A 25099-nucleotide genomic window follows, 5' to 3' on the forward strand; every position below is an offset into this window, starting at 1 on the left:
GGGTAACGTGTCCACATGCTTAATATCATCATACCATCTATCGGAAAAATTCTCGTTGAAAGGAACTGGACCATGTCCACCGCAGAATCATGCACAGGGGGTCTTGTTGCCGCCACACTGACCGATTTTTCAGGCAGTTCCGCATGGTTTTCAGGGGCCGTGGTAGCATATTCAAACGAAATAAAAAATTCGCTTCTGCATGTGCCTGAAGAAGAACTTATCGAACACGGCGCGGTAAGCGAGCCAGTAGTCAAAGCCATGGCGAAAGGTGTTTGCGACGCTTTGAATACCGAAGTGGGGATTTCCCTTTCCGGTATTGCCGGACCCACAGGAGGCACCTCTGATAAACCGGTGGGCACGGTCTGGATGGGCTGGCAGGTGAACGGCAAAAATTATGCTGAGAAATTGGTTTTCAGCGGTGACCGCAAAAGCGTTAAAGATCAAAGCCTACAAACAGTACTCGAAAAACTGCTGAAAATTCTGCAAGAGAATTAAATGAAAAAGATACTGATCCTGATCAGCGTCCTTGTTCTCAGCTGTGTAAATACCGGTTTCTGCCGTGATTCCCTGCGCTCCACACTGAACCTTCATGGTCAGCAGAATGAGAAGGAGCAGTCCGATCTGCTTGATGAGTTCCGTGATGCATGGAGCGAAGTACAGGATGTCACAGGACCACTGACCATTGAAGGGGACGTTCTCGGTTATGCACAGAGTTACGGAAGCGCAAAGATTGACGGTGATACCAAGAACGGAAATTCCTACGGTGCGTACAAGGCTCGGGTAAGGCTACACTGGTCGCCGATTGAGGATGGAGAATTCTTCTTTCAAGTTCAGGGCGGCGCTTCAGACCTCTATAGCAATCCTTCCCGACGGGGGATGGTGGCTTCGCCCCTCAACTCACAGGCTTCGCGGACCAGTCCCGGTGGGGAAGCCTCCATTTCGGACGTGCTTTACACGCAGCATTTCGCGGACAAAAAAATTTTTGTATCACTGGGTTGGACCGACCCGGAATCCTTTATGGACGGCAACCGCTTTGCCGGAAACGGGCGCACTCAGTTCGTAAACTCCATGTTTAACAATGAGCCCATTTTTGACGGCATCGACTCCAACCTGCCGATCATCGCGGTAGGCTTTAATCCTCGTGAAGAGTTCAGTTTCACCATGCTGGCCCAGTCCACCACCTACGCGGGACGTCCTGATGATCAGAGAAAAGGCGATTTGGAAGATATGGCCGACAGCCCGCTCATAGGCGGACAGCTGACATATTCGCCCAGCTTTGGTAAACTGAAAGGTAATTACCGCTTCTTCGGCTGGACCAATACCTACGACCAGCCGCGTCTCGACGGCGGAGAAGAATCCGCCAACTGGGGTATCGCCTTCAATATGGATCAGGATATAACCGAAGACTTCGGTATTTTTGCCAGACTCGGCAAGGGAAACGGAGCGATCAACAACATCACATGGACATGGTCAGCCGGTACTAACTGGCAGGGCCCGCTGCCCATGCGTGAGCAGGATGTCTGGGGCGTTGCCGCCGGAGGAGTACAGGGCAACAAACATACGGATAATACTGACATGGAATTTCATTACGAGACTTATTATCAGGTCAAACTGACCGATTATTTTTCCATAGTCCCGGATGTGACCTATGTAACCAACTCCAATGCCAACAGAAATAATGATGATATATTGTTCGGAATGTTGAAATTTTTCTTCACGTTTTCCACACCCGGTTCATAAAACATTTAACAGGCTGGGATAACATGAAAAAGATACGCACATTTATTGCACATCCCGCTCCGGAAGAGTGGATAGAGATAATAGGCGAGGCATTACCTACCCTGCGTGAAGGTCTAAACTCCAGAGTCTCGTGGGTAAAGCCCGAGAACATGCATTTCACCCTGAAGTTTCTGGGCAGCGTCGAGGAAGAAAAACTGACCGGGGTGGATCAGGTACTGAAAAATATCCCGGTTGACAACTTTAAAATTTCAGCGGCAGGGGCTGGATTCTTCCCCGGACCTGAAAATCCGTACACCATCTGGATAGGTATGGCAGAAGGAACAAGTCAGTTCTGCTCCACCGCCGCCGCAGTTGAAACCGGACTTAAGGGACTCGGATTCCGGCCAAACAAAAAATCCTGCCACGCCCACCTGACCCTCGGCAGGGTCAAAAGACAGGCTGCGGACGATTGGAAAGCACTGGCCGAAAAAATAAATCATATTGAGCTACCCGAAGCCCATCTAAGTATGTTTAATCTATATAAAAGCGTACTCACACCCGACGGACCGGTTTATTCCGTACTTAAGAAATACAGCTGAGAAGAATCCCCTGAACCAGCAGCTCGGATACCTGCCTCACCTGATACCTAAGCCAGTCCTCGAGACCTGATTTTTCACTTTCATAAAAACGGTTATTGGTAACTGGTAATCGGGCGGAGAGATGTAATAAAACGCATAATTGCTATTTCGGAGCAGTAATCGTAGGCTCGGCTGGATTAATGTTTAGTATTAAAAGTCTATTAGTTGCCGTTCTAAAAGAGGTTTCCTGTGCTTAAACTCAATATTCGTCAAAAAATAATTATCGGAATAATAATCTTCGCAATCTGCTTCGGCTGCCTTGGGCTGCTCTCATATATGAACACCGTCCAATTGGAAAACGAAGTACAATTGATTGAACGAAGTGATGACTTAAGCAGCCTTATTCTGGAAATCCGGCGCATCGAAAAAAACTACCTTTTATATCATGATCCTGCGCTTTTCACCCTTGGACTGGATTACCTGAACCGCACGGAAAAACTCCTTCAGGAATTGATGGGAGCTTTCAGGAAGAAAAAGATCAAAGGACACGGAAAGAGACTGGAAAAGAATCTGGTTATTTATAAAAAGCTGCTGCAGGAAATAGCCCGAACAGCAGACGAATCGCTCAAACAGGACAACTCCCTAAGCATCAAGCTGCGGGAAGTCGGGCAGAATCTGGTTGAACACTCCAAGGCCATATCCAACTTTGAGCGGGACAATATTCTGGATATCAACAGGACTCTGCGTTCCAACCTGTTTATTTCCATGTTTGGAATCGCGGCAGTGATCATGACTCTGGTAGGATTCTTTTCTTCGCACATTCTCAAACCGCTCAGGCAGGTTCAGCAGGCAACAGAAGACATTTCGCAAGGCACATTCAAAGCACTTACAATAAAAAACTCACATGATGAGATTCAGCAGGTTTTTGCGGCACTTAATTCCATGGTGGAACAGCTCCTCAAGAGAAGACGCCAACTGGTGCAAGCGCAGAAGCTTTCATCCATCGGGACCCTCGCCTCGGGAATTGCCCACCAGCTGAACAACCCCCTGAACAATATTTCCACTTCCTGCCAGATTCTTGAAGAACGCACCAAAGGCAAGGACGAACTCGCCGACAAAATGATGCACAACATTATGCAGGAGACAATGCGCTCAAGGGATATCGTTAAAGGGCTGCTTGAATTTTCAAGAGAAAGGGAATATTCACCCGGACCTATTGAAATCGATAAAATCGTCCAGTCAGCCGTAAGTCTCGTTTCCAGCCAGGTACCGTCAAATATTAATTTAGTTCTGAATTTGCCTGAAAACATTTTTGTTTTTGCCGACCGACGCAAACTGCAGGAGGCCTTTATCAACCTTCTGATTAACGCCATTCAGGCCATCGGCACGGATCAGGGACAGATTGAGGTCAGCTTATCAGCCGACAAGGAAAACACCACAATCAACATAAGTGACACCGGTCCGGGAATCCCCCCAGAAACGCAGGAACGAATTTTCGATCCGTTCTTTTCCACCAAGGAAGTGGGACAGGGAACAGGACTGGGGCTCTACATAGTTTACGGTATAATCGAAAAGCATCAGGGTAATATCAGAGTAAGGAGCAACCCCGGTCAGGGGACAAAATTCCTGATCACATTGCCTCTGGATCAGGAGCACAAGGCATGATAAGCCACGCCAAAATTCTTATTGTCGATGACGAGGCAATCGCCAGAGACAACCTGAAACATATCCTTACTGAAGAAGGACACACAATAACCACAGTAGGCTCAGGTACAGAGGCACTACAGCAGATCGGGAAAAACGAATTTGAGCTGGTACTGACCGACCTTATGCTTCCCGGCATGAACGGCATCGAACTTCTTGAACACATCAAGGAGATGCAACCCTCCACTCAGGTCATTGTTATCACCGGGCACGCAACGGTGGACACGGCTGTTATCGCCATGCAGAAAGGCGCGCATTCATACATCGCCAAGCCATTAAATATCAATGAACTGAAAGCGCAGGTCTTCAATGCACTGGAACGACAGGCTCTTTCTGTGGAGGTGCTCCGTTTACGGCAGGTGCTTAAAGCGGGTAAGCAGGACTTTCCACTTGTCGGGCAGAGTGACCAGATCACGAAGCTGAAAAAAACCATCGGCCAGTTGGCTCACATGGACTGCAACGTTCTCATTCAGGGGGAGACAGGAACAGGTAAGGAACTCATCGCTCAGGGAATTCATATGCTCAGCTCCCGATCCGAAGAGCGCTTCATGGCCATCAACTGCGGAACATTCACCGCCGAGTTGATGGATAAGGAACTTTTCGGGCATGAAAGGGAAGCATTCACCGGGGCGCAGCGCGGACAGAAAGGTATTCTGGAAGTAGCCAACAGCGGAACGGTATTTTTTGACGAGATGAGTGAACTGCCCCTGAACATGCAGGTTAAGCTGTTGCGGGTTCTTCAGGAACGGACTTTTCTCCGGGTCGGCGGAACTCAGGAAATTCCTGTTGATATCCGTGTCGTTTCCGCTACAAACTGTGACCTGAAAGAAGAAGTGGAAAAAGGAACTTTCCGGCAGGACCTTTTCTATCGCTTGAATGTGGTAACCCTCTCAGCTCCGCCGCTGAGGGAACACCGGGAAGATATCCCCGTACTGATGGGACATTTTCTGGAAAAACACCGCACGGAAACCCAGAATATCGACACCATTTCTCAGGAAACGCTCGATATATTAATGAACTATTCCTTTCCCGGAAATGTGCGTGAGCTGGAGAATATTTCGCAACGCGCGCTGGCACTGGCCCGCGGAACAATTTTTACGCCGGACCTGCTGCCTGAAGAAATTCGCAACATCGACCGGGGCGCTCCGATGCAAACACTTGAAGAAGTGGAAATAAACCACATCCAGAAAGTAATGCTGGCGACAAACGGCAACAAGACACAGGCTGCCAAGATACTCGGTATCGACCGAGTCTCGCTGTGGCGTAAAATGAAAAAGCTGGGACTGGAAAAAGACAGTTAGCCCATTGCTATTTTCAAAGCCTCTTCCAGACTGCCCACAAGTCTGACGTCCAGTTTTTCAAGGACTTCAGGCTCAAGACGCTCCACCGCCGAAGCGCATTGCTCCGGGAGAACAACTGTGCGGACTCCGGCCCTGACTGCCGCCATGACTTTCTCACGCACTCCGCCCACTGCAAGAACATCGCCGTGTAGTGAAATTTCGCCGCTGAAAGCCATATCCTGTGGAACAGGCCGCCCGGACAGCTGCGAAAGAACAGCCACGGCAATGGTCACTCCTGCGGACGGGCCTTCCTTAGTGACCGCTCCCGCGGGTATATGTACATGTATGTCCGAAGATTCAAAAAAATCACTGGAAAGATCAAACTTGGCTGCGTTTGAACGCAGAAAACTCAGAGCAGTCTGCGCGGATTCCCGGAGGACCTCACCGAGTGACCCCGTCAGAATAAGATTTTTGTTCCCGTGCATTCTGGCTGCTTCCACAAAAATAATCTCGCCGCCGTTCTCCGACCAGACCAGCCCGGTGGCGACGCCCTCTTTCAAAACGTCTCCGACACTGGCCCTGAAATGCGGCGGCGGTCCCATCAACTTTACCAGATCGTCCGGTGAAACCTTGAGCGGCTCGGTTCCGGCGTCTTCCAGCTTGCGTCTTGCCAGCTTACGGCAAAGAGCAGCAATCTGTTTCTCCAGTCCTCGCAGTCCTGCTTCACGGGTATAATCAACCAGCACCTTCGCCAGCACACCCGGCTCAAGCTCGACATCATGCAAGGTAAAGCCATGCTTTTTCAATTGCTCAGGCAGCATGAAGTCCTGAGCTATCCTGATTTTCTCGCTGGTGGTGTAGCTGGAAAATTCTATCATCTCCATCCGGTCGCGCAATGGACCGGGAATACGATCAAGGATATTCGCAGTGACTATGAATAAGACCCCGGAAAGATCAAAGGGCAACCCGAGATAATGATCTACAAAAGCCGAATTCTGCTCTGGATCAAGTATTTCGAGAAACACAGACGAGGCATCACCCTGAAAATCCTGAATAATCTTATCCATCTCATCCAGCATGATAACCGGATTGCGGACTCCCGACTTCTGAATACTCTGTAGCAGACGGCCGGCCATGGCCCCCACATATGTACGTCGATGGCCGCGAAGTTCCGACTCGTCCCGAAGACCGGCCATGGACATACGGATAAATTTTCGGCCCATAGCTTCGGCAATAGCCCGGCCTATGGACGTTTTACCTGTTCCGGGAGGGCCGCTGAAGCACAGGACAGGCCCCTGAACCCCTTGAAGGCGCTGATTTCTGCCTAGCAAATCGTTAACATATTCACGCAAACGGGTCAGGTTTACCGGTTTACCGAGATATTGATCGGCTCCTTTTTTCATCGCCTCAACTGCGGTCTTTACCGTGGCGTACCCGGTAAGCATAATGACTCCGGTATCCGGCCAACGGCTGCGCACCGTCTCCAAAAGCTCAAGGCCGTCCATCCCATCCATTTTTAAATCTGTAACAACAACATCAGCGGGCTCTTCTTCCATGGCGGCGACAGCTTCAAGTCCGTTTGCCACATTTCGTACTGTAAATCCTTCATGCTCAAATATGATAGAAAGATTCTCACGGGCGATCACCTCATCATCCGCGATAATCAGGTTCGGGTTGATTTGGCTACGCAGATTTTTAACGGCAAGAAACTCTAGTATACGCTCTTTTACATTGTTTAAGCCGTAATGCCGGGCATCCAGAACTTCGGTAGCCCTCTGGACGTCCAGATCATCTTTTGTCGTTTCATTCCATGGCAGGGAAAGGATAAAATCAAGATACGCATAAGACTGGGAAAATTCCGGCGAAGTGCTATCCGATTTGAGAAGTCGTTCACATTCATCACGGGCTGCATCCAAAACAGCGTCCGGCAAGTCCGCAGCCTCAACTCTTTTAGATATTTCCTCCGCCACAGTGTCAGGAACCTGTACCTGCTCAGGAGGATTAACCGGTTTAGCTTCATCGACGCCTATCTCACCAGTATTTTTTTTACTAAACCACTTCATGTATCCTCCTCGAAATGATGTCTTTTGCCACACTGAAAGACTGATTTTATCTCAATCCAGTCCGCCCTTCTTCATCGTATCACTAAAACATCCACGCTGTGAACGTTGCATCATGAAACGATACCGCGCAAGATTGTTCTTTTTGGCACAAAATACTGTAATTTCATATTAACATAATGTATTTATTAATAATATTGGAAATATTTTACATCTAATATATAAAATATCTGTAATTAATCGACTTATTTCCTGAAAGAAAGCAAAAGAAACGTTGCAAATTGAAACGCCATATTTCAAGTGTCCAATCTCCAATCCGCGTTAAACTGTGATTTCTCCAACTCAACATATTGCACATTGCAACATCAAAAAACTTGTCTTTATCAACCAAAATACTCAACATGCTGTTTTAATTGTATTTTAATGTCACAAAGTCGTTGGCATGGATATTGATCTAACGAGGCTAGACCTAAGGAAGGAAAAAGCCAGGAGGTACCATGGCCACAGGACAAAGCTTTATTGGGCTACTGGAACGTTTTTACGCATCAAAAGCAGCTAATCAATGCAACACCTGTAACGTTGGCTTATGGGCCATCAACCGGGATCAAACCTTGACCAAGCCAAAAGATAGGGGGTTTCTCTTGAAAAATTTATTGAACCGCTTCAGATCAAACAGCGGAAAAATGGAAGTTTCACAAGACGAAAACTGTTCAATGATCAACAGCCTTTCTAAAAAGACATGTGCAGGCGGAAAAATTTTAGTTGTAAGCAAGGGTGCTGCATTCTCCGGCAACGTCGTCAGCTACGCAGTTGAAATGGCAGCCAGAACTCAAAGCAGCCTTGTTGCCCTTAATTTGGATGAACAGGGTGCTGATTTCAACAATTTCTGCTCCAAGTCTGAGGAAAACATTTCCCACTTCTCAAGCAAAGCTAAAGAAGCAGGACTTCTTTTCGCACATGTTGTTAAACAGGGTGCTGAAGATTCTGTCGTAGCCGCGCTTCATGAAGAAGACGGCGGGGTCCGGTATGTAATGGAAGATGTGGCCAAACACAAGTCCGCAGGAAGAGCCATTCCAGTTTACACTCGAGCGATGATGCGGGTTAAATAGCCCGGCTTCGTTGCCGTTTCAGAACTATAAGGGAAACAAATGACTCCAGAAATTCTACTAGTTATGGGGGTACTGGCCTTCGCAGTACTCCTCTTCATATTCGAATGGGTGAGGGTCGACGTTGTCGGCATCATCATGATGGTATTGCTGCCCCTGCTCGGTCTTGTCACTCCTAAACAGGCAATCAGCGGCTTGAGCAGTAACGCCGTCGTCTCAATCATCGCAGTCATCATTATCGGGGCAGGTCTGGATAAGACCGGAGTTATGAACTCCCTTGCAAGAGTTATCCTGAAATTCGCGGGAAAAAGCGAAACCAGAATTATGGCTCTTATTGCCGGAACCGTATCCATTATCTCAGGATTTATGCAGAACATCGGCGCAGCGGCCCTGTTCCTGCCTGCGGCAAAACGTATCGGTAACCAGACTGGAGTCCCTATCGGCAGATTGCTCATGCCCATGGGCTTCTGTGCGATTATCGGTGGCTGTCTCACTCTTGTAGGTTCCAGCCCGCTGATTCTTCTGAATGATCTTATGGTCGTAGGTGGAAAACACTACGAGCCGTTCGGAATGTTTGGAGTTACCCCCATAGGACTGGCTCTGCTTGTTGCAGCGCTGATCTACTTCATGCTGCTGGGACGTTTCATCCTTCCCAATCAGGATGTAGCGGAAAACTCCGGTCCCATGTCCGAACTGCTTTCCAATACTTACGGCGGAATCGGCTCACTTTATGAGCTGCATGTTCCCGAAAACTGGGAATGTGATCATGACCTTATGGGTCTTGAACTTCGCCCTATCTACTTTTCAACAGTAGTAGCTATTGCACGCGAAAGAGGCAAGAATCATAAAATAGCTCCTGATGCGCTGGAAAAGATACTGCCCGGTGACCATCTGGCTGTAGTCGGTCCTATTGAATTCGTTCAAGCAATGGCTGCGGAATACGGATGGGACCTTAAGGAAGACCTTGAGACTTTTGCCGAAGAACTTTCTCCCAACAATGCAGGAATCATGGAAGGTCTCATCACCCCCCGTTCCGAACTGGTGGGCATGACTCTTCGTGAACTGGGTATCCGCAAGCGTTTTCAGGTTTCCCCCATGGCTATTTTCAGAGGGGAAAAACTGTTCATCAGCGGACTGACCGATATCACCCTTGAGTCCGGGGACGCCTTGCTGCTCCACGGTCGCTGGGAAATGTTCCACATGCTCAAAGACAGACCGGATTTCGTCTTTACCGAAGAGGTAAAAGGAGAAATCCTGCGGGCCGATAAAGCTAAACTGGCTCTCATGTGGCTGGCGGTATCACTTGTGATGATTCTCGGCCTGCATATCCAGCTTTCCATCGCACTGCTCACCGGTGCTCTGGGTATGATTCTGACCAAAGTTCTGAGCATTGACGAAGCATACCAGTCCGTTGACTGGATGACAGTCTTCCTGCTCGGAGGACTTATTCCTCTGGGTATGGCCTTTGAGAATACCGGAGCTGCAAAATACATTGCCGATACTATCATGGCTGCACTGGGACATCCTTCGTCCCTGATTCTGCTGACCGTTATCGGCGCACTGACCTCGTTCTTCACTCTGGTAGCTTCAAACGTCGGCGCAACCGTACTTCTGGTTCCGTTGTCGATGAACATGGCCCTCAATGCCGGGGTTGATCCACGCATAGCGGCGCTTACTGTAGCGGTGGCGGCATCCAACACATTCGTGCTGCCAACACATCAGGTAAACGCTCTCATCATGCGACCCGGTGGGTACAAAACAATCGACTATGTACGAGCCGGGACAGGGATGACCATCCTCTACATGGCGGTAATGATCTTCGCCATTATGACGCTCTACTAAACGTACAAAGAGTAAATACCACGAAAGGCCGGGATATTCCCGGCCTTTCGTAATTTGTACTTTGCCGCCCCAAACCAAACCGGAAGAAGGCAGCCCTTAAATATGCTTTCCTCAAAAGATCCGGTAATGATGTAAAAAGGAGTTTCTTATGGAGCCCACTTTTCTGCAATCACTGGGTAGTAACTTTCTCGGCCATGCTCCCAATTGGTACAAGAAAGTAATTATTGCCTTCCTCATATTAAATCCTGTGCTTATGTTCACAGCCGGCCCTATTGTCGCCGGCTGGGCGCTTATTGCCGAATTCATTTTTACTCTGGCAATGGCTCTCAAATGCTATCCCCTGCCCGCAGGTGGTTTACTGGCGCTGGAAGCTGTCGTGCTGGGTATGACTTCAGCGGAAACCATCTATCATGAAGCTTTGAACAATTTCGAAGTTATCCTGCTGCTGATATTCATGGTGGCCGGTATTTATTTCATGAAAGAGTTTCTACAGTTCACCTTCACCCGTATTCTGGTGAGAGTTCAGTCCAAGATACTAATTTCACTGATGTTCTGTTTTGCAGGCGCATTCCTTTCCGCTTTTCTGGACGCACTGACTGTAACCGCCGTCATTATCGCTGTGGCCTACAGCTTCTACAACATCTACCACCGATTCGCTTCAGGAAAGACCATGAACTGTGATCATGATCTCTGCAGCGACAACGCCGTGGTTGAGAAGAACCGTCAGGATCTGGTCGAATTCAGAGCCTTCCTGCGTAACCTGATGATGCATGGCGCTGTGGGAACCGCGCTGGGTGGAGTCTGCACTCTGGTGGGTGAACCACAGAACCTGCTTATCGGCGGAGAAATGGGCTGGCATTTTGTAGAATTCTTTCTTGAAGTCATGCCGGTATCGCTGCCTGTTCTGGGTGTGGGACTGCTGACCTGTGTTTTCGTGGAACAATTCCACCTCTTCGGATACGGAGCGAAACTGCCCGGGGATATCCGTTCCCACCTGCTGGAAACAGCGGTAGAAATGGAAGAAAAAGAAGGACAGAGAGGCAAAACCAGATTGCTTATCCAGACCCTTACCGGTATCTGGCTCGTTGCTGCTTTAGCATTTCACCTTGCGGCAGTTGGTATCATCGGCCTCTCGGTAATTATCATTCTGACCTCCATGAACGGGTACATCGAAGAACACCAGCTTGGTAAGGCTTTTGAAGAAGCCCTGCCCTTCACGGCATTGCTGGTCGTCTTCTTTTCAATTGTAGCCGTTATTCATGATCAGGGAATCTTCCATCCCATCATTGAATTTGTACTCAGCATGAAAGGACAGGCACAGCTTGTAGCATACTACCTTGCAAACGGCCTGCTCTCCGCAATTTCAGATAACGTCTTTGTAGCTACTGTCTACATCTCAGAAACCAAACTTCACTTCATCAACCTGCTTGGAACACTACCGGATATAGGCATGACCGGTCAGGCTCTGATGGAAAAGCTCACCGATCCGCATCTGATGCGGGCCGATGTTGTTGCAGGAATGCCTCAAGCTACCGCATCCAAGGCGCTTGAGATCATGCATCAGTTCGACAAGCTTGCCGTAGCCATCAACACTGGAACCAACATCCCCAGTGTGGCAACCCCTAACGGACAGGCCGCTTTTCTGTTTCTCCTGACCTCTGCCCTTGCTCCGGTCATAAGGCTTTCTTATGGCCGGATGGTAATGCTCGCATTGCCATATACCATCACCATGTCCATAACTGGACTCTTGGCTGTAAATTACTTTTTGTAATTTCGCCATGCCGCACAGAAGCGGACGCCCTCTTTCTCCGGCGGATCTCCACTGCCGGAGAAAGGGGACAAGCGTTCACCCTAGCTGATTCAACTTTCCTCCGTACTCACTAAGCCACTTCCCATCAGTAAACATATCCTCGGTAAAGCCGCCGTCATTCTTAACTCATGTTTTGTTCAGCAACTGAGTACTAATATTCATTATTGAAATATTATGTTAGTCTCAGATAAAAGGATAGAATCAATCTGACTCATAAACGATTGCAGTACATAATTTTACCTGCAATGGAAGTATAAACGCAAATTCCACACGGATTTCCAGCCGGAAAATTCGGGAGGATGCCCAATGAGTGCGAAAAAAAATGAGAGAATCAACTCTTCCGGTAACAAAAATACCGGAACTCCCACTAAGCATGAACAAGACAACCGCGCAGGATATTTCTCGTCCCTTTCATTTGAAGAGAAAATAGAGCAATCCCGTCTGGCGGCATTGGTAGCATCTTCAGATGATGCGATTCTGGGAGCAAAGCTGGATGGAACAATCACAGACTGGAATTCCGGCGCAGAAAAGATTTTCGGCTACACTCATGATGAAATTATCGGTAAATCCATCCAGATTCTTGTGCCGCCTGAAATATCGGTAGATAAAAAAAAAATCATGGATCGCATTGCTCAAGGCGAGCCCATAAATCAGTATGAAACGATACGTATGGGCAAAGACGGCACGCGTATCAATGTTTCTACCAGCATTTCCCCAATAAGAGATCCTAAGGGCAATATAATCGGGGCCTCAGCAATTACCCGCGACATCACGCAAAGGATAAAGGACGAGCAAAAGATGAAGTCTCAGGCTTTTCTGCTTGAAGAGATGGGGCATCTAGCCAAAGTCGGCGGATGGGAGTTCGACCCCGCCACGGGCAAAGGAGCATGGACGAACGAAATTGCCAGAATTCAGGATATTGACCAAAGCGTTGAGGCTACAGTTGATCTGGGCCTATCTTTTTTTCATGGCGAAAACAGGGAAAAAATTGACGCGGCACTTAAAGAGGCACGCGAGAACGGCACACCATACGATCTGGAATTGGAATTAATTTCCGCAACGGGGCAAAAAAAATGGATAAGAACCATTGGTAAACCCAAAATTGAGAATGGCGTAATTACATCCATACGCGGAGCTTTTCAGGATATTACGGACAGAAAACAGATTGAGTTTAAACTTCGGAACAGTGAAAAGAAACTATATGATATTCTGGAATCCATCTCGGACGCATTAGTTGTCGTAAACGATGAAGGCGATATTACAATGGTCAATTCTGCGACCATTAAAATGTTCGGATATTCCAGCAAAGAATTATTACATAAAAATATCGATATATTTGTACCGGCTCAACATAAGGACGGGCATAAGGAAAAATGTGCATCCTACTTCCGCTCTCCAACAAAGAACGCGCCGCTATGGAATAAAGACATCAGCATCCTTACCCGCGACGGTACTCATATTCCGGTGGATATAGCGTTATCCCTAACTTCCATAGACGGGCAGCCTCATGCAGTAGCCTCAATCCGCGACATTAGCAAACGCAGGAAAGCCGAAGAAGCTCTCGCGGCATCAGAAACAAAATTCAGGTTGATCACTGAAAATCTCAAGGAAATGATTTACAGGGCGGACCATAAGACTTTCACAGTTAACTACGTAAACAAAGCGGTAGAAGACATATACGGTTATACCACGGCCGAATGGCTGCAATCTCCTCACATTTGGGAAGAGACAATACATCCGAACGACAGGGAAATAGTCCTCCACTTTTTCCGTAATGCTGCTCAGGAATTCAAAGATGTAAAGATGGAATACCGGGTTCTGGACCGCGATGGGAATACCCACTGGGTTTATGACAGTATGACCTGGGAAAAAGATGAGTCCGGTAAGCAGGTTGCCATACTAGGCGCCATGACTGACATCACTGAGCAGAAACAGGCTCTGATTTATCTTGAAGAACAGGAAAGATTTCTCCGCGACATTCTGCATGGCATCAAGGCAGCAATCATCATTATTGATTATGAAAAAAGGTCAGTTGTCGATGTTAATGATGAATTTTTGAGCATTGTAGGCAGGAAGAAGGAACAAATTGTAGGCCATACGTGCGGCGAAGTTCTGCAATGCGATAAAGATTGCCCTAAATGTGATGAAAGTGGCAACATCACTCCCAGCCTTGTATTTAGAAAACGCAGCAGCATAAATAACTCCAAAGGAAGACGGATACCGGTGGAAGAGAGTTTCATTCCGGTGACAATCCATGGACGGAAAAGAGTTGTCGCGGTGCTGTTCGATGTTACCGAGCAGGAAGCGCTTGAAAATCAGCTGGCATATTCGCAAAAGCTGGAATCCATAGGTCAGTTGGCGGCGGGACTTGCACATGAAATCAATACCCCTATTCAATACGTTGCAGGCAACCTTTCCTATCTGAACGAATCTTTCACCAAGGTAATGTCGCTTTTATCTTTCTGTGATGAATCTTTCCGTAAATTAGCAAATACTGCAGATCAATCACTACTCTCGAAATGGGAAAAAAAGAAAAAAGAAGCTGATATTGATTTCCTTAATGACGATGTTCCGGAAGCCTTCAGGGACACGTTATTCGGAGTGGAACAGGTCAGTTCCATTGTTAAAGCGATGCGTAAATTATCGCACCCCGGTTCGGAAAAGAGACAGATGCTCAACATTAACGAGGCAATTGATAATATAATTACGGTTTCGCGCAACGAATGGAAATACGATTCTGAAATATTTACAAATTTTGATCCTGATCTCAAGACAATACCGTGCATGCCCGGTAGCTTTAATCAAGCGATACTAAATATTTTAGTCAACGCCGCGCACGCTAATACAGAAGCAGCGGTGAACGGTAAGAAGAAACCGATAACCATCACAACCCGCAAAGATGACAATTTTGCTGAAATTACTATCTCAGATGAAGGCAAAGGCATACCATTAGAAATAAGACATCGTATCTTCGACCCCTTTTTTACAACCAAAGAAGTGGGGAAAGGAACAGGACAGGGATTAGGAATCGTGCACTCAATCATGCAGAAGCATAAGGGCGTTATAAACTTTAAGTCCGTCCCTGATAAAGGAACAACTTTCAGCCTCCGCTTTCCACTGAAACCGGGAGATGACGCTATTAGCTGACAGTTGGTTTAAGCAGACAGATAAGACTTAGAACATCGGGAGAATAATATGGCAGACTCATCCACAACGACCAGCACGGTTCTTTTTGTAGACGATGAAAAAAGAGTTCTGACCACTCTGAAGCGTCTCCTTTTAGGCGAACCTTTCAAAGTTCTGCTGGCCACATCAGCTGCCGAGGCCCTGAATATACTGGAAAAAACACCGGTTGATATTATCGTCAGTGATGAAAAAATGCCTGCAATGCGCGGCAGTGACCTGCTTACGGAAGTAAAACGGCTCTACCCGGACGTATGCAGAATAATGCTGACCGGCCATGCAAGTCTTGATGCCAGCATAACCGCCATAAACTCAGGCCGTATTTTTAGATTTCTACTCAAGCCGGTGACGAAGGAAGATCTTCTGGAAGCCCTCCGGCAGGGTCTTGACGAACGCTTTCAATACAACAGGCTGCTAAGCCTGTCCCAACAGGCGGGCAGTGTCTGCAGTTTCGAAATTAGAATCGACAGCAAAGGACGCCAAAGGTACACCAGATGGTCCGATAATGTGCGGGCCATGCTTGATCTGGCCCCAGAACAGCCTTTGGATAATCTGGATATCCTGTTTGAGAAAGTCCATCCCGATGACGTCGCCACAGCACGTAGAGGCTGTTTTTTCTGCATGGATCACAGCCAGTGCCCCTCATCGGAGTACCGCATAATATTAGCTGACGGGCAATACAGATGGATAATGCAGACAAGTGATGTCGTTCTGGACACTGAAGACGGAACTCTTCGGCTGCTCTCGGTACTAAGCGACATTACGGAGCGGAAAAGGCAGCATGAGCAGCTTGAATATCAGGCCTACCATGATGAACTCACGAACCTCGGCAACCGCGCGCATCTGCTTAAGTTGCTGCCGGAAATGCTCGACAATGCCGGACCTGCTAAACAAAAAGTAGCTCTGCTGTTTATCGATATCGACAATTTCAAACTGATCAATGACAGTCTAGGCCACTCATTCGGCGACCTGCTCCTGCAAAATTACGCAAGGCGTCTAACATCTCTGATGCCTGTTAAAACCGAACCTATCCGTCTGGGAGGCGATGAATTCGCTATCGTGCTCCACGAATCCAGCGGCGATGCCCTCACTCTTGCCAACAAAATTCAGCAGGCGATGGAGCAGCCGTTCAAAATAGGCGAGGTTGAAATCTTCGTATCAAATTCAATCGGCATTACTTTTAACTACAAACATAGCGACTCCACCCTGAAAATGCTCCGTGATGCAGACACCGCGATGTATGCGGCCAAGTCACACGGAAAGAATTCGATTCGTATTTTCGATGAAAAAATGCATGACAAAGCAGCGCACTATTTCAAAATGACGGGAGATATGCGCAAAGGGCTGTCCAACGACGAATTCTATCTGCTCTTCCAGCCCATAGTAAATATTCATTCTCTTTGCGTGGAAGGTTTTGAAGCTCTGGTACGCTGGCAGCACCCCGAAGACGGTCTGATCATGCCCGAAAAATTTATTCCGGTCGCAGAAGAGAGCGGACTCATCCTTCCTCTTGGCGAAAAAGTAATGCAGATGGCATGCGCGCAAGCCAAAGAGTGGGCTTTAAGCAAAGGTGCAAACGCGCCTTTCGTCAGTTTCAATGTATCAGTTCATCAGTTGCATCAGGTTGATTTTGCCAGAAATGTGACTGATACGATTAAATCATTCGACCTTGATCCTTTTTTACTGAAGGTGGAAATAACCGAAAGCGGAGTAATGGAAGATACAGAATCTTCCCTGCGTCTGCTGCATACTTTAAAAGAAGAAAAACTCAGGCTCCAGATTGATGACTTCGGCACCGGGTATTCATCGCTGAGTTATTTGCGCAAGATCCCGGCAGACAACCTGAAGATTGACCGCTCCTTTGTAGACGGGATGGAACACGACGAAGAAAAGCTGGCCATAGTCAAAACAATCATAAACCTTGCCGATTCGCTGGGTATGGATGTGGTTGCCGAAGGGATTGAAACCGTGGAGCAACTGGCACAACTCCGGGAATTAGGCTGTAAGTATGGGCAGGGCTTCCTTTTTGACAAGCCCGTAAGCAAAAATGAAGCAGTTTCAAAGCTAAGCTATCCTGACATTCTGCATTAAGCGGTAGCCAAGTGGTGCGTCAATGATGAGATAGACAGGTTAAATCCGGTTAAGGCAATCTTCGCAGATTTCACCCTCCTGAGCCTGAGTAACTGCGTTGCCTGCCGATTTTTCCAGAATCAGGTCGACCTTCGCTTCAAACCTTTCTTTAGGAAGAAAGCCCCGAACAGCAACACCGTTAATCAGAAAGGTCGGGGTTCCGTTAATCATGAATTCTGCTGCTTCTTTTGCATCATCCTGCAGGTATTGCTGTACTTGACCGGAACCAAGATATTTTTGCAGTTGCTCATTACCTACACCGGTCTCTTTAATAATCCTATCCAGCACAGCACCGGATTTATCTTCGTAAAGAGCTCTTTGGCGTGAAAAAACCAGATCATGAAATTTATGGGATTTTCCCTTATCAAACATAGCTAATGCTTCAAATATTAAAGCCAATTCTCGGGATTTCTTATGCATGGGCAGATGTTTGAAAACAACCCTGTATTTATCAGGCTGTTTCGTCGCCAGCTCGCTGACCACGCTTGCGCCCTTACTGCAATACGGACAAAGAAAATCTGAATATTCCACTATGGTCACCGGCGCGTCAGGATTGCCGAGCATAACCCTCTCGGCCTGTATACGAGGCTTGAAAGCGTTTTCTAATTCAGCCTCAAGCTTTGCTTCACGCTTAATTTTCTCACGCTCACTTATGCCCTGTTCGAGAATTACCAGCATATCCATTTTTCTTTCACGCATGGCATCGAGAACTAGCTGCGGATTTGCGCGTATGGCCTCGGCAACCTGCTCTTTTAGCATCTGCTTGTTAACACAGCCTGAAAACATGACCGCAATAGACAAGATCAACAGAATTCGCATCAACATGAAATCCTCTCCAGCAGTTTGATAGAATCCGAAATATTTACATAAACACCAACAGAGATAACGACCCGCCGGTAATCCCGACGGGCCGCGAAGGATCATTTAATTAAAATCATCACACTTTTTACCGCCCCATGAAGTCTTGTTCCAGGGATAATAGTTTTGCGGCGGAAACGAATCGGGAGTGGTGAAGGAACACTCTGAATAGCAACCCTCACAATATTTTTCCAAACCCGGCAACCATGTTGAGTGCGGTGTAAGACGATGCTGGTTTCCCTGAACATCAAAAACAGTTGTGCCATAATTATACGCATCTTCCGGCTTCATTCTTCTTTCGTGAAGCAGGTAGGATACAGCCACATCGCCGGTGCGGTCGCAACCGGAAATACAATGAATATAAATCAGGTAAGGAGTGCCGCCCGTGCTTTCCATCATATCCCCGATTTTTGAGACCAATGTGCCCAGTCGAGGACCGCTGCTTGCTTCAGGTTTAATATTCCACCACAAAAGCGCCCCATCAATAGAGGTTCCGTCCGGGAGACTTACAGTACCGTTAACGTACTTATCCGGCGACGGAATAGCCGTGGTGCTTTTAACTGTAGAATCAAAAAATCTGTATTCAGCATTCAGCACATATCCGTTTGAAGGATTACCCGTTGAAGGGGGAGCGCTGGTGTCGGAATTAATCAGGCTGATATCAACGAACATAAATTTGCCCGGGAAGCTGCCGCTGGGAAATTGAGTCTTGTACCGCTGTTTGAGTACATTCAGGAGACCCTTAAAATCAAACTCTTCCTTACCATTTTTCACTAATGTGGGATTAGGCCCCCGAAAAAGGAGATTTCCATTTTTTTGATCGAGCAGATAGGCCTGCCAATAACTTTGAACTCCGGGGTTTACATGGGTGATAGGTAAAATGTGAAAATATTTATTACCCGAAGGAGCCTGAATGTACTGACACCCCATACACCCCGAAGAACTATACGGAGGATTACATTTTGAATCAAAACTCCAAGTATTGTTATGAGTTTTTACTGTACAATTGAAGAACTGCTGCATTGTGCCGCTTTCAAGCTGAAATATATATGTCCCTGTTGACTGCAACACAGTAGCATTATCTGATGGACCTTGATTGCCTCCGAAAAACTGCTGCGTACCATTCATCCCCTTTCCGTCCTTCCCCGACTGCCAGATAGTCAGATTCGTATAGTCATGAAAGTTATCTGTGGCATTTCCCGGGAGAGTAACACGATATGTGAAAGTGCTATCATCGGCATAGACAGCCTTAGCCATTAAGACAAAAACCGCAGCAAAAGTTATAGCTACCGCTATGCAAACTCTTTTTGAATCAAAAAACATCCTTCCCTCCTTTGTATACATGGTAACAGGTTGTCAGGTTTAGGTAACCGAAACGAATACGATTCTTCCTGAATAGACCTCCCTATAAATTCCACATAAATGCTACCCCGCCATAAGCTGCATCTGAAAAACAGGCAGCAGTATTGCCATAACAATAAAGCCGACCACAGCGCCCATGAACAGAATCATTACCGGTTCAAGAAGCGAGGTAAGGTTCTTGACCAACTGATCCACTTCGCGCTCATAATGTTCGGCAATTTTTCCGAGCATGGTGTCCAGCGAACCGGATTCCTCACCCATGGAAATCATTTCCGTGACATACGCCGGAATAATCCCGCTCTCCTTAAGCGGAGTCGCCAGTTTACTGCCCTCCCGGACCTCGGAAGTCGCCTTTTCAATCACTTTTGATACTATGACGTTCCCGGTTACACCGGCACTTGATTCCAGCGCGGACATAAGCGGAACTCCCGACCCGAGCAGGGTTCCCAGAGTCCTGCACCAACGGGCCATGCTGACCTGTATGACTATTGGACCGAAAGCCGGGAGTTTTATTTTCGCACCGTCTATACTAATCCGCCCGGCAGGTGTGGATCCGATTTTCTTCCATGCCGGGATAACGATGACCAGAAATAAGGGGAACAACCACCACGTCTGCTGCAAAGTATCTGAAATTCCGATGAGTATGCGGGTGGCAACGGGCAGCTTCTGGCCCATGCTGGAAAACATCTGCGCGAATCTGGGCACCACAAGCAGCATCATGGTTATAATCGCGCCCACCATGGCGATGAACATGATGGCCGGGTAAATCATGGCCCCCGAAATTTTTGAACGCAGGTCCTCCTGCGCCTCACGCATGAAGGCCAACCGGTCCATGGCCTGATCAAGTAAACCTCCAGCCTCCCCTGCCGCGATAAGGGAAACATAAAGGGTATCAAAATATTTGGGATATTCTGACAAGGCCCGCGACAATGGCATCCCCTCGCGCACCCGTGAATTTACAGTACCGATTACATCACCCAGCAGAGTCCCCTCATTCTGGTCCTTCAGGAACGAAAGCGCACGGACCAGCGGGAGACTCGAGCCAAGCAAAGTGGCAAACTGCCGAGTAAAAGAAGTTATCTGCCTATAACTGATACGCTTACCGAAAACCGATTGACTTTTCCCGCTTGCTTTCCGCTCTTCACCGGTGCCGCTATCCTTTAGTTCCACCCGCAGCACCCTGATGCCCTGCCCGGAGAGTTCCCGCTGCACAGCAGAGGCTGATGCCGATTCCATATCGCCGGAAATCTGCTCGCCGTCTTTAAGTGCCGTATAGGTAAACGTTGCCATGGATGCTCCAATTGCGAATTTTACTTAGTTATCCTGTGCCAGACGATAAACTTCCTCTTCTGTGGTTAATCCCTTGGCCGCCTTGGCAAGACCATCCTGAAGCAGGGTACGCATGCCCTCCTTCTGGGCCTGAGCCCCTATGTCAGCGGCGCTTGCCCCCTGCTGAATCAGCGTCTGAATGGTCGGTGTATTGATCAGCAGTTCAAATATTCCGAGCCGGCCCTTATAGCCTGAGCCGTCACAGAGATCACAGCCCACCGCCTGCCACTTGCCGTCTTTCCTCTGTTTTTTGCAATTGTTACATAGTCTGCGCAAAAGCCGCTGAGCCATAGCTCCGGCCAGAGTCGGCGCGGCTAGATAGGGAGCAATTCCCATCTCTACAAGACGGGTGATTGCTGTTGGTGCGTCGTTGGTATGCAGGGTGGAAAGCACAAGATGCCCGGTCAGGGAAGACTGGATCGCTATCTCAGCAGTTTCCAGATCGCGGATTTCCCCGACCATAATAATATCCGGGTCCTGCCGTAGAATGCTCCTAAGCGCTGCGGCAAAAGTAAGCCCGACTTTCGGGTTGACCTGAATCTGATCGATGCCGCGCAATTGGTATTCAACAGGATCTTCCGTAGTAATAATCTTTAATTCCGGAGACTTGATATAATTAAGCGAAGCATAGAGGGTCGTGGTTTTACCGGACCCTGTAGGCCCGGTCACGAGTATCGCGCCGTGCGGTCTGTGGACCAATGATTTCCAGGTCTCAAGCATTTCAGGCTCGAAGCCTACATCCGCTATGTCCACTTTGATGGAGGATTTATCCAGAATACGCATGACCACCCCTTCACCGAAAACGGTCGGTGTGGAAGCCACACGGATATCGTAATCAGACTGCTCCATCTTTAGCCGGATACGCCCATCCTGAGGAATCCTCCGCTCGGCTATATCTAGATTGGACATGATTTTGATCCGGGAAATAATGGCCGCCTGAAATTTTCTGGGCACGGTATTGACCACATGCAGAATCCCATCGATCCGAAAACGGATTTCCAGACCATCTTCATAGGGAGAGATGTGTATATCCGAAGCGCCTTGCGAGATGGCATCACGAAAAGTATTGTTCACCAGCCGGATCACCGGCGCGGCCTGAGCCATATCCCGCAGATCCTCGACATCATCCATGGACTCGAGGTCATCATCCAGACTGGTGAAAACTCCTTCCATCCCTTCCCCGGAGTAGGCCCGTTCCAGCGCGTCCACAAGATTATCCGCAGGAGCAAGCACCATGGCCACAGCCATATCAAGAGCCTGTTCCATCTCAGGCAACGCCGTACCCATAAACGGAGTTGCCACGGCCACACGGACCACTCCGTTCTCGTCTTTTGCCAAAGGCAGCAGCAGATGACTTTTCGCAAAACTCTCGGGCACAAGCTGCACCAACCCCGGCTCGGCGAGATAAGTTTTATCCAGCTCCATCCACTCCAGACCGAGAAGCTCCGCCGTCCGCTTTAATGCTTCCTGTTCGGATTCACCGGCCTGCCTGATCCGCTGCCACCATGCTCTGGCCCTGTCGGGAGAGGAAAGGTCGTGCGGCGTAGCCGGAAGGAGCTCTAGTTCTTTTTCCTGCATATTACTCCCACCGCTAAAGATCGAAGATAAGGCCGAATTCATCCACAGCCATCGGGCTCTGTGCCTTACGCAGCCCGCTCATTTCATCCGCCTCGTCCGGTGTGGCGATCACGTAGGGAGTCAGGAACAGCAAAAGTTCCGACTTGGTTGTCTTATCGTCCTGAGTACCGAATAACGGTCCCAGTACCGGCAAATCGCGTAAATATGGAGCTCCCTTCTTATTCAGACCGCTGTTTGCGGTCATCAATCCACCGATTACGAGGGTCTGGGCATCCTTGACCAAAACAGTTGTGGATGCAGCGCGGTCGGTGGACTGCCATTTATCCGGGTCGGTCTCGTCGGTAACCAGACTGGACAAAGTCTGATCTATCTTAAGGGTTACATCCCGATTTTCCGCAATAGTCGGTGTAATATCCAGCTGCATACCGAATTTACGGTGATCGTAGGTCTTGATCACGTTCTGTTGGGAAGTCATGGACGTCTGGGTCAGCTTAAGGATCGGTATTTCCGTGCCCACAGCGATGGTCGCCTTCTGGTTGTCCAAAGCAACAATATGAGGAGCGGAAACCACGCGGGAGCTGTCATCCGAAGCAAAGTAATTCATCATCAGCTTGAAATTATCCGAGTTCACGATGGAAAACTTCAGTGCTTCCTGCGCCGTATTGGCTATTCCGGCGGGATTGAAAATATTGCCGAAATCCATCGCTCCGGAAATGTCGGTGCCGTCAGCATTGGCTGAAAACATCCATTCGAAGCCGAGCTTGGTCTCATCTGTCAGGGTCACCTCGACTAGATAAGCCTTGATGGAAACCTGCATGGTGCGGACATCAAGCTTGGAAATCAGCTTGGCAATATCCGCATGGACACTTTCCGGGGCCAGCACTATCAGGGAATTAGTCTCATCCATAGCTAGAATCTGGATGGTTCTCTGGTTGGCCTTGTCCGCCTTCTCAGTATAGAGCTTGGTCAGCATAGGGGCCACGGTCTTGGCCTCAATATATTGCAGGGAATATGTTTTGGATGAAGGCAGGGAACCGGGCTTATCTATGCGACTGATCAATTCCTTAATCTTGTTCACATTTGCCGCGGTATCGGTAAAAACTATATAATTGTTGGACTTGCCGGAAAAGATAGACCCTTCCGGTGACAGGATCTGCCGGAAATCAGCGATCACATCTTCCGCCTTCAAGTACTTGAGCATGATGATTTCCGTGCTCATCTGGTCGCCGCCGACTGTTATGGAATCGACGTTCAGCCCTTCATGCACAGCCATGCTTTTAGAGACGACCTTATAATAACCGCTCTGCTGCACAAGGGTGTAGCCTTTCATATCCAGCACGGAAAAAAGCAGCCGCAGGGCTTCCATTCTGGTCACGGGTTTGGGGGAGATAACCGTCACCGCTCCCTTGAGCTGGGAATTAGGAATGAATGTCTTGCCCATGAGATGTGAATAAAATTCCAGCACGGCCATGATATCCGTCTGCCTGAAATTAATTTCAATCCTGTTTTTCCCGGCAGACGCGGCGTTGGCGATACCAACTGGCGGACCGCTCAGGGATGAGCAGAATACACAGATAATCACCAAAACGACAAACCATCGAATACAGCGGCCGACTCTTAGCATAGGTTCTCTCATCTTATATTTTCCTGAATGCGGACCCTTATATTTTAGCATAAAAATCAGGGAATTTTAATATCCACATTCATTGGGGTTCCTTTACGAATGATTGTCAGAAACACGTCCTTACCTATTTTATTCTTCAATATCTCATTAACCTGCGGGATTGAACCTACGGGCCTGCCGGACACGGACAACAACAGGTCGCCCTGCCGCAAACCGGTATCCTTCCGCGCAACACGGGTCACTTTCAGGCCGCGTCCGGGGCGCAACCCCATATCCTGCCGTTCTGCGGCGCTCAGCGGAATGAGATACACTCCCCAGCCCTTGATCTGAACATTGCTGCCCTTGCCCGGAACGTCGGCAGGCACAGCCATGGAAAATGAACTTCCCTTGCCTTCAGTAAGGCCGGATTCGCTCATAAGGTTTTCGACCTGCGCATCCCAGGCGCTGTTCATGGATAATTTGGCCTTCTGATCGTTTCGGACCAGCAATACATAATTGGTGGCGATTTCCACAAGCTCGCTTTCCCGGACCCGCTGTCCCAGAGTGACCAGAGAACTTGCCCCACCATTTATCCCACGGATGATCGCGTAGGATTTATCAGCTCCCGGCATGGTTGCCACAAGTGACAGACCGGATATATCCGGCCCATGCGGCAGGGCCGGAGTAGCGCGTTTGTAGGATCGGTGCACCAGATGCAACTGACCGTACTGGAATATGTGACGGCGCTTGATGGTGAAAAATGAAAAGTGGGGATAAGCCAGCAGGTTGGACGGTGGGTGTTCCCTCGTGGCATCCACATAATTCACAGCCCGGGGCTGCGGCGCGGGCAGAGCAAGAATGAGCGCCGCGCCGACCAGCGTCAGGGCCGCGACAATGAGTGCTATCCTGAAAAATGCGTCCGCCGCATTTTTATGCAGATATTTGCTCATACCCATA

At 48.4% G+C, this 25099-nt stretch carries 17 protein-coding genes; 10 read left to right on the forward strand and 7 right to left on the reverse strand.

Going from position 1 to position 25099, the window contains the following annotated elements; translation table 11 throughout:
• Nucleotides 1–15 precede the first annotated feature (15 nt).
• The 5 genes from ACKU35_RS01845 to ACKU35_RS01865 all read left to right on the forward strand — a co-directional run bounded on the left by ACKU35_RS01845 (nucleotide 16) and on the right by ACKU35_RS01865 (nucleotide 5302).
• Complete coding sequence (locus tag ACKU35_RS01845; protein ID WP_319762583.1) at nucleotides 16–495, forward strand: CinA family protein; 480 nt, start codon at nucleotides 16–18, stop codon at nucleotides 493–495.
• A complete protein-coding gene (locus ACKU35_RS01850) occupies nucleotides 496–1740 on the forward strand; it encodes a carbohydrate porin (RefSeq protein ID WP_319762585.1) in 1245 nt (414 codons plus the stop codon). It abuts the gene before it with no gap.
• Nucleotides 1741–1763: 23 nt separating this feature from the next.
• Entirely contained in the window at nucleotides 1764–2318 is a 555-nt protein-coding gene (thpR, locus tag ACKU35_RS01855; protein ID WP_319762587.1) for an RNA 2',3'-cyclic phosphodiesterase, read from the forward strand.
• 228 nt (nucleotides 2319–2546) lie between these two features.
• On the forward strand, nucleotides 2547–3962 hold the full coding sequence (locus ACKU35_RS01860) for a HAMP domain-containing sensor histidine kinase (RefSeq protein WP_319762589.1): 1416 nt from the start codon (nucleotides 2547–2549) through the stop codon (nucleotides 3960–3962).
• Nucleotides 3959–5302 carry a sigma-54 dependent transcriptional regulator gene (locus ACKU35_RS01865; protein ID WP_319762592.1) on the forward strand — a complete coding sequence of 448 codons (1344 nt, stop codon included), beginning with the start codon at nucleotides 3959–3961 and terminating at the stop codon, nucleotides 5300–5302. The genes ACKU35_RS01860 and ACKU35_RS01865 overlap by 4 nt, the downstream gene beginning before the upstream one ends.
• Here the strand turns inward: ACKU35_RS01865 and ACKU35_RS01870 are convergent.
• Complete coding sequence (locus tag ACKU35_RS01870; protein ID WP_319762594.1) at nucleotides 5299–7344, reverse strand: S16 family serine protease; 2046 nt, start codon at nucleotides 7342–7344, stop codon at nucleotides 5299–5301. The genes ACKU35_RS01865 and ACKU35_RS01870 overlap by 4 nt on opposite strands.
• A 494-nt stretch (nucleotides 7345–7838) precedes the next feature.
• On the opposite strand from ACKU35_RS01870, the gene ACKU35_RS01875 reads away from it, so the two are divergent.
• The 5 genes from ACKU35_RS01875 (at nucleotide 7839) to ACKU35_RS01895 (ending at nucleotide 17373) form a co-directional block, all read left to right on the forward strand.
• Complete coding sequence (locus ACKU35_RS01875) at nucleotides 7839–8450, forward strand: hypothetical protein (protein WP_319762596.1); 612 nt, start codon at nucleotides 7839–7841, stop codon at nucleotides 8448–8450.
• Nucleotides 8451–8489: 39 nt separating this feature from the next.
• Nucleotides 8490–10289, forward strand: coding sequence for an SLC13 family permease (locus tag ACKU35_RS01880; RefSeq protein WP_319762598.1), 1800 nt, complete (start codon nucleotides 8490–8492; stop codon nucleotides 10287–10289).
• Between the two features lie 148 nt (nucleotides 10290–10437).
• Nucleotides 10438–12060: a sodium/proton antiporter NhaB gene (gene nhaB, locus ACKU35_RS01885; RefSeq protein WP_319762600.1), complete on the forward strand. Its 1623-nt coding sequence runs from the start codon at nucleotides 10438–10440 to the stop codon at nucleotides 12058–12060.
• 345 nt (nucleotides 12061–12405) lie between these two features.
• Nucleotides 12406–15246, forward strand: coding sequence for a PAS domain S-box protein (locus ACKU35_RS01890; RefSeq protein ID WP_319762602.1), 2841 nt, complete (start codon nucleotides 12406–12408; stop codon nucleotides 15244–15246).
• A 48-nt stretch (nucleotides 15247–15294) separates the two neighbouring features.
• Complete coding sequence (locus ACKU35_RS01895; RefSeq protein WP_319762604.1) at nucleotides 15295–17373, forward strand: EAL domain-containing protein; 2079 nt, start codon at nucleotides 15295–15297, stop codon at nucleotides 17371–17373.
• A 39-nt stretch (nucleotides 17374–17412) separates the two neighbouring features.
• Here ACKU35_RS01895 and ACKU35_RS01900 read toward each other — a convergent pair whose 3' ends face one another.
• From ACKU35_RS01900 to ACKU35_RS01925, 6 genes are all read right to left on the reverse strand, one after another.
• Complete coding sequence (locus ACKU35_RS01900) at nucleotides 17413–18237, reverse strand: thioredoxin domain-containing protein (RefSeq protein ID WP_319762607.1); 825 nt, start codon at nucleotides 18235–18237, stop codon at nucleotides 17413–17415.
• 99 nt (nucleotides 18238–18336) lie between these two features.
• Nucleotides 18337–19593, reverse strand: coding sequence for a hypothetical protein (locus tag ACKU35_RS01905; RefSeq protein WP_319762608.1), 1257 nt, complete (start codon nucleotides 19591–19593; stop codon nucleotides 18337–18339).
• A gap of 102 nt (nucleotides 19594–19695) precedes the next feature.
• Complete coding sequence (locus tag ACKU35_RS01910; protein ID WP_319762610.1) at nucleotides 19696–20922, reverse strand: type II secretion system F family protein; 1227 nt, start codon at nucleotides 20920–20922, stop codon at nucleotides 19696–19698.
• A 24-nt stretch (nucleotides 20923–20946) separates the two neighbouring features.
• Nucleotides 20947–22539, reverse strand: a complete 1593-nt coding sequence (locus ACKU35_RS01915) for a GspE/PulE family protein (protein ID WP_319762612.1) — start codon at nucleotides 22537–22539, stop codon at nucleotides 20947–20949.
• A gap of 13 nt (nucleotides 22540–22552) precedes the next feature.
• Entirely contained in the window at nucleotides 22553–24175 is a 1623-nt protein-coding gene (locus ACKU35_RS01920) for a secretin N-terminal domain-containing protein (RefSeq protein WP_319762614.1), read from the reverse strand.
• 44 nt (nucleotides 24176–24219) lie between these two features.
• Entirely contained in the window at nucleotides 24220–25098 is an 879-nt protein-coding gene (locus ACKU35_RS01925; protein WP_319762616.1) for a PDZ domain-containing protein, read from the reverse strand.
• Nucleotide 25099 lies beyond the last annotated feature (1 nt).

The sequence above is a fragment of the Maridesulfovibrio sp. genome (assembly GCF_963676065.1).
GTDB lineage: Bacteria > Desulfobacterota > Desulfovibrionia > Desulfovibrionales > Desulfovibrionaceae > Maridesulfovibrio.

Coding starts and splice junctions, on each gene's coding strand:
- ACKU35_RS01845 (WP_319762583.1), top strand. CDS start 16: ATGCTTAATATCATCATACCATCTATCGGAAAAATTCTCGTTGAAAGG.
- ACKU35_RS01850 (WP_319762585.1), top strand. CDS start 496: ATGAAAAAGATACTGATCCTGATCAGCGTCCTTGTTCTCAGCTGTGTA.
- thpR (WP_319762587.1), top strand. CDS start 1,764: ATGAAAAAGATACGCACATTTATTGCACATCCCGCTCCGGAAGAGTGG.
- ACKU35_RS01865 (WP_319762592.1), top strand. CDS start 3,959: ATGATAAGCCACGCCAAAATTCTTATTGTCGATGACGAGGCAATCGCC.
- ACKU35_RS01870 (WP_319762594.1), bottom strand. CDS start 7,344: ATGAAGTGGTTTAGTAAAAAAAATACTGGTGAGATAGGCGTCGATGAA.
- ACKU35_RS01875 (WP_319762596.1), top strand. CDS start 7,839: ATGGCCACAGGACAAAGCTTTATTGGGCTACTGGAACGTTTTTACGCA.
- ACKU35_RS01880 (WP_319762598.1), top strand. CDS start 8,490: ATGACTCCAGAAATTCTACTAGTTATGGGGGTACTGGCCTTCGCAGTA.
- nhaB (WP_319762600.1), top strand. CDS start 10,438: ATGGAGCCCACTTTTCTGCAATCACTGGGTAGTAACTTTCTCGGCCAT.
- ACKU35_RS01890 (WP_319762602.1), top strand. CDS start 12,406: ATGAGTGCGAAAAAAAATGAGAGAATCAACTCTTCCGGTAACAAAAAT.
- ACKU35_RS01895 (WP_319762604.1), top strand. CDS start 15,295: ATGGCAGACTCATCCACAACGACCAGCACGGTTCTTTTTGTAGACGAT.
- ACKU35_RS01900 (WP_319762607.1), bottom strand. CDS start 18,237: ATGTTGATGCGAATTCTGTTGATCTTGTCTATTGCGGTCATGTTTTCA.
- ACKU35_RS01905 (WP_319762608.1), bottom strand. CDS start 19,593: ATGTTTTTTGATTCAAAAAGAGTTTGCATAGCGGTAGCTATAACTTTT.
- ACKU35_RS01910 (WP_319762610.1), bottom strand. CDS start 20,922: ATGGCAACGTTTACCTATACGGCACTTAAAGACGGCGAGCAGATTTCC.
- ACKU35_RS01915 (WP_319762612.1), bottom strand. CDS start 22,539: ATGCAGGAAAAAGAACTAGAGCTCCTTCCGGCTACGCCGCACGACCTT.
- ACKU35_RS01920 (WP_319762614.1), bottom strand. CDS start 24,175: ATGAGAGAACCTATGCTAAGAGTCGGCCGCTGTATTCGATGGTTTGTC.
- ACKU35_RS01925 (WP_319762616.1), bottom strand. CDS start 25,098: ATGGGTATGAGCAAATATCTGCATAAAAATGCGGCGGACGCATTTTTC.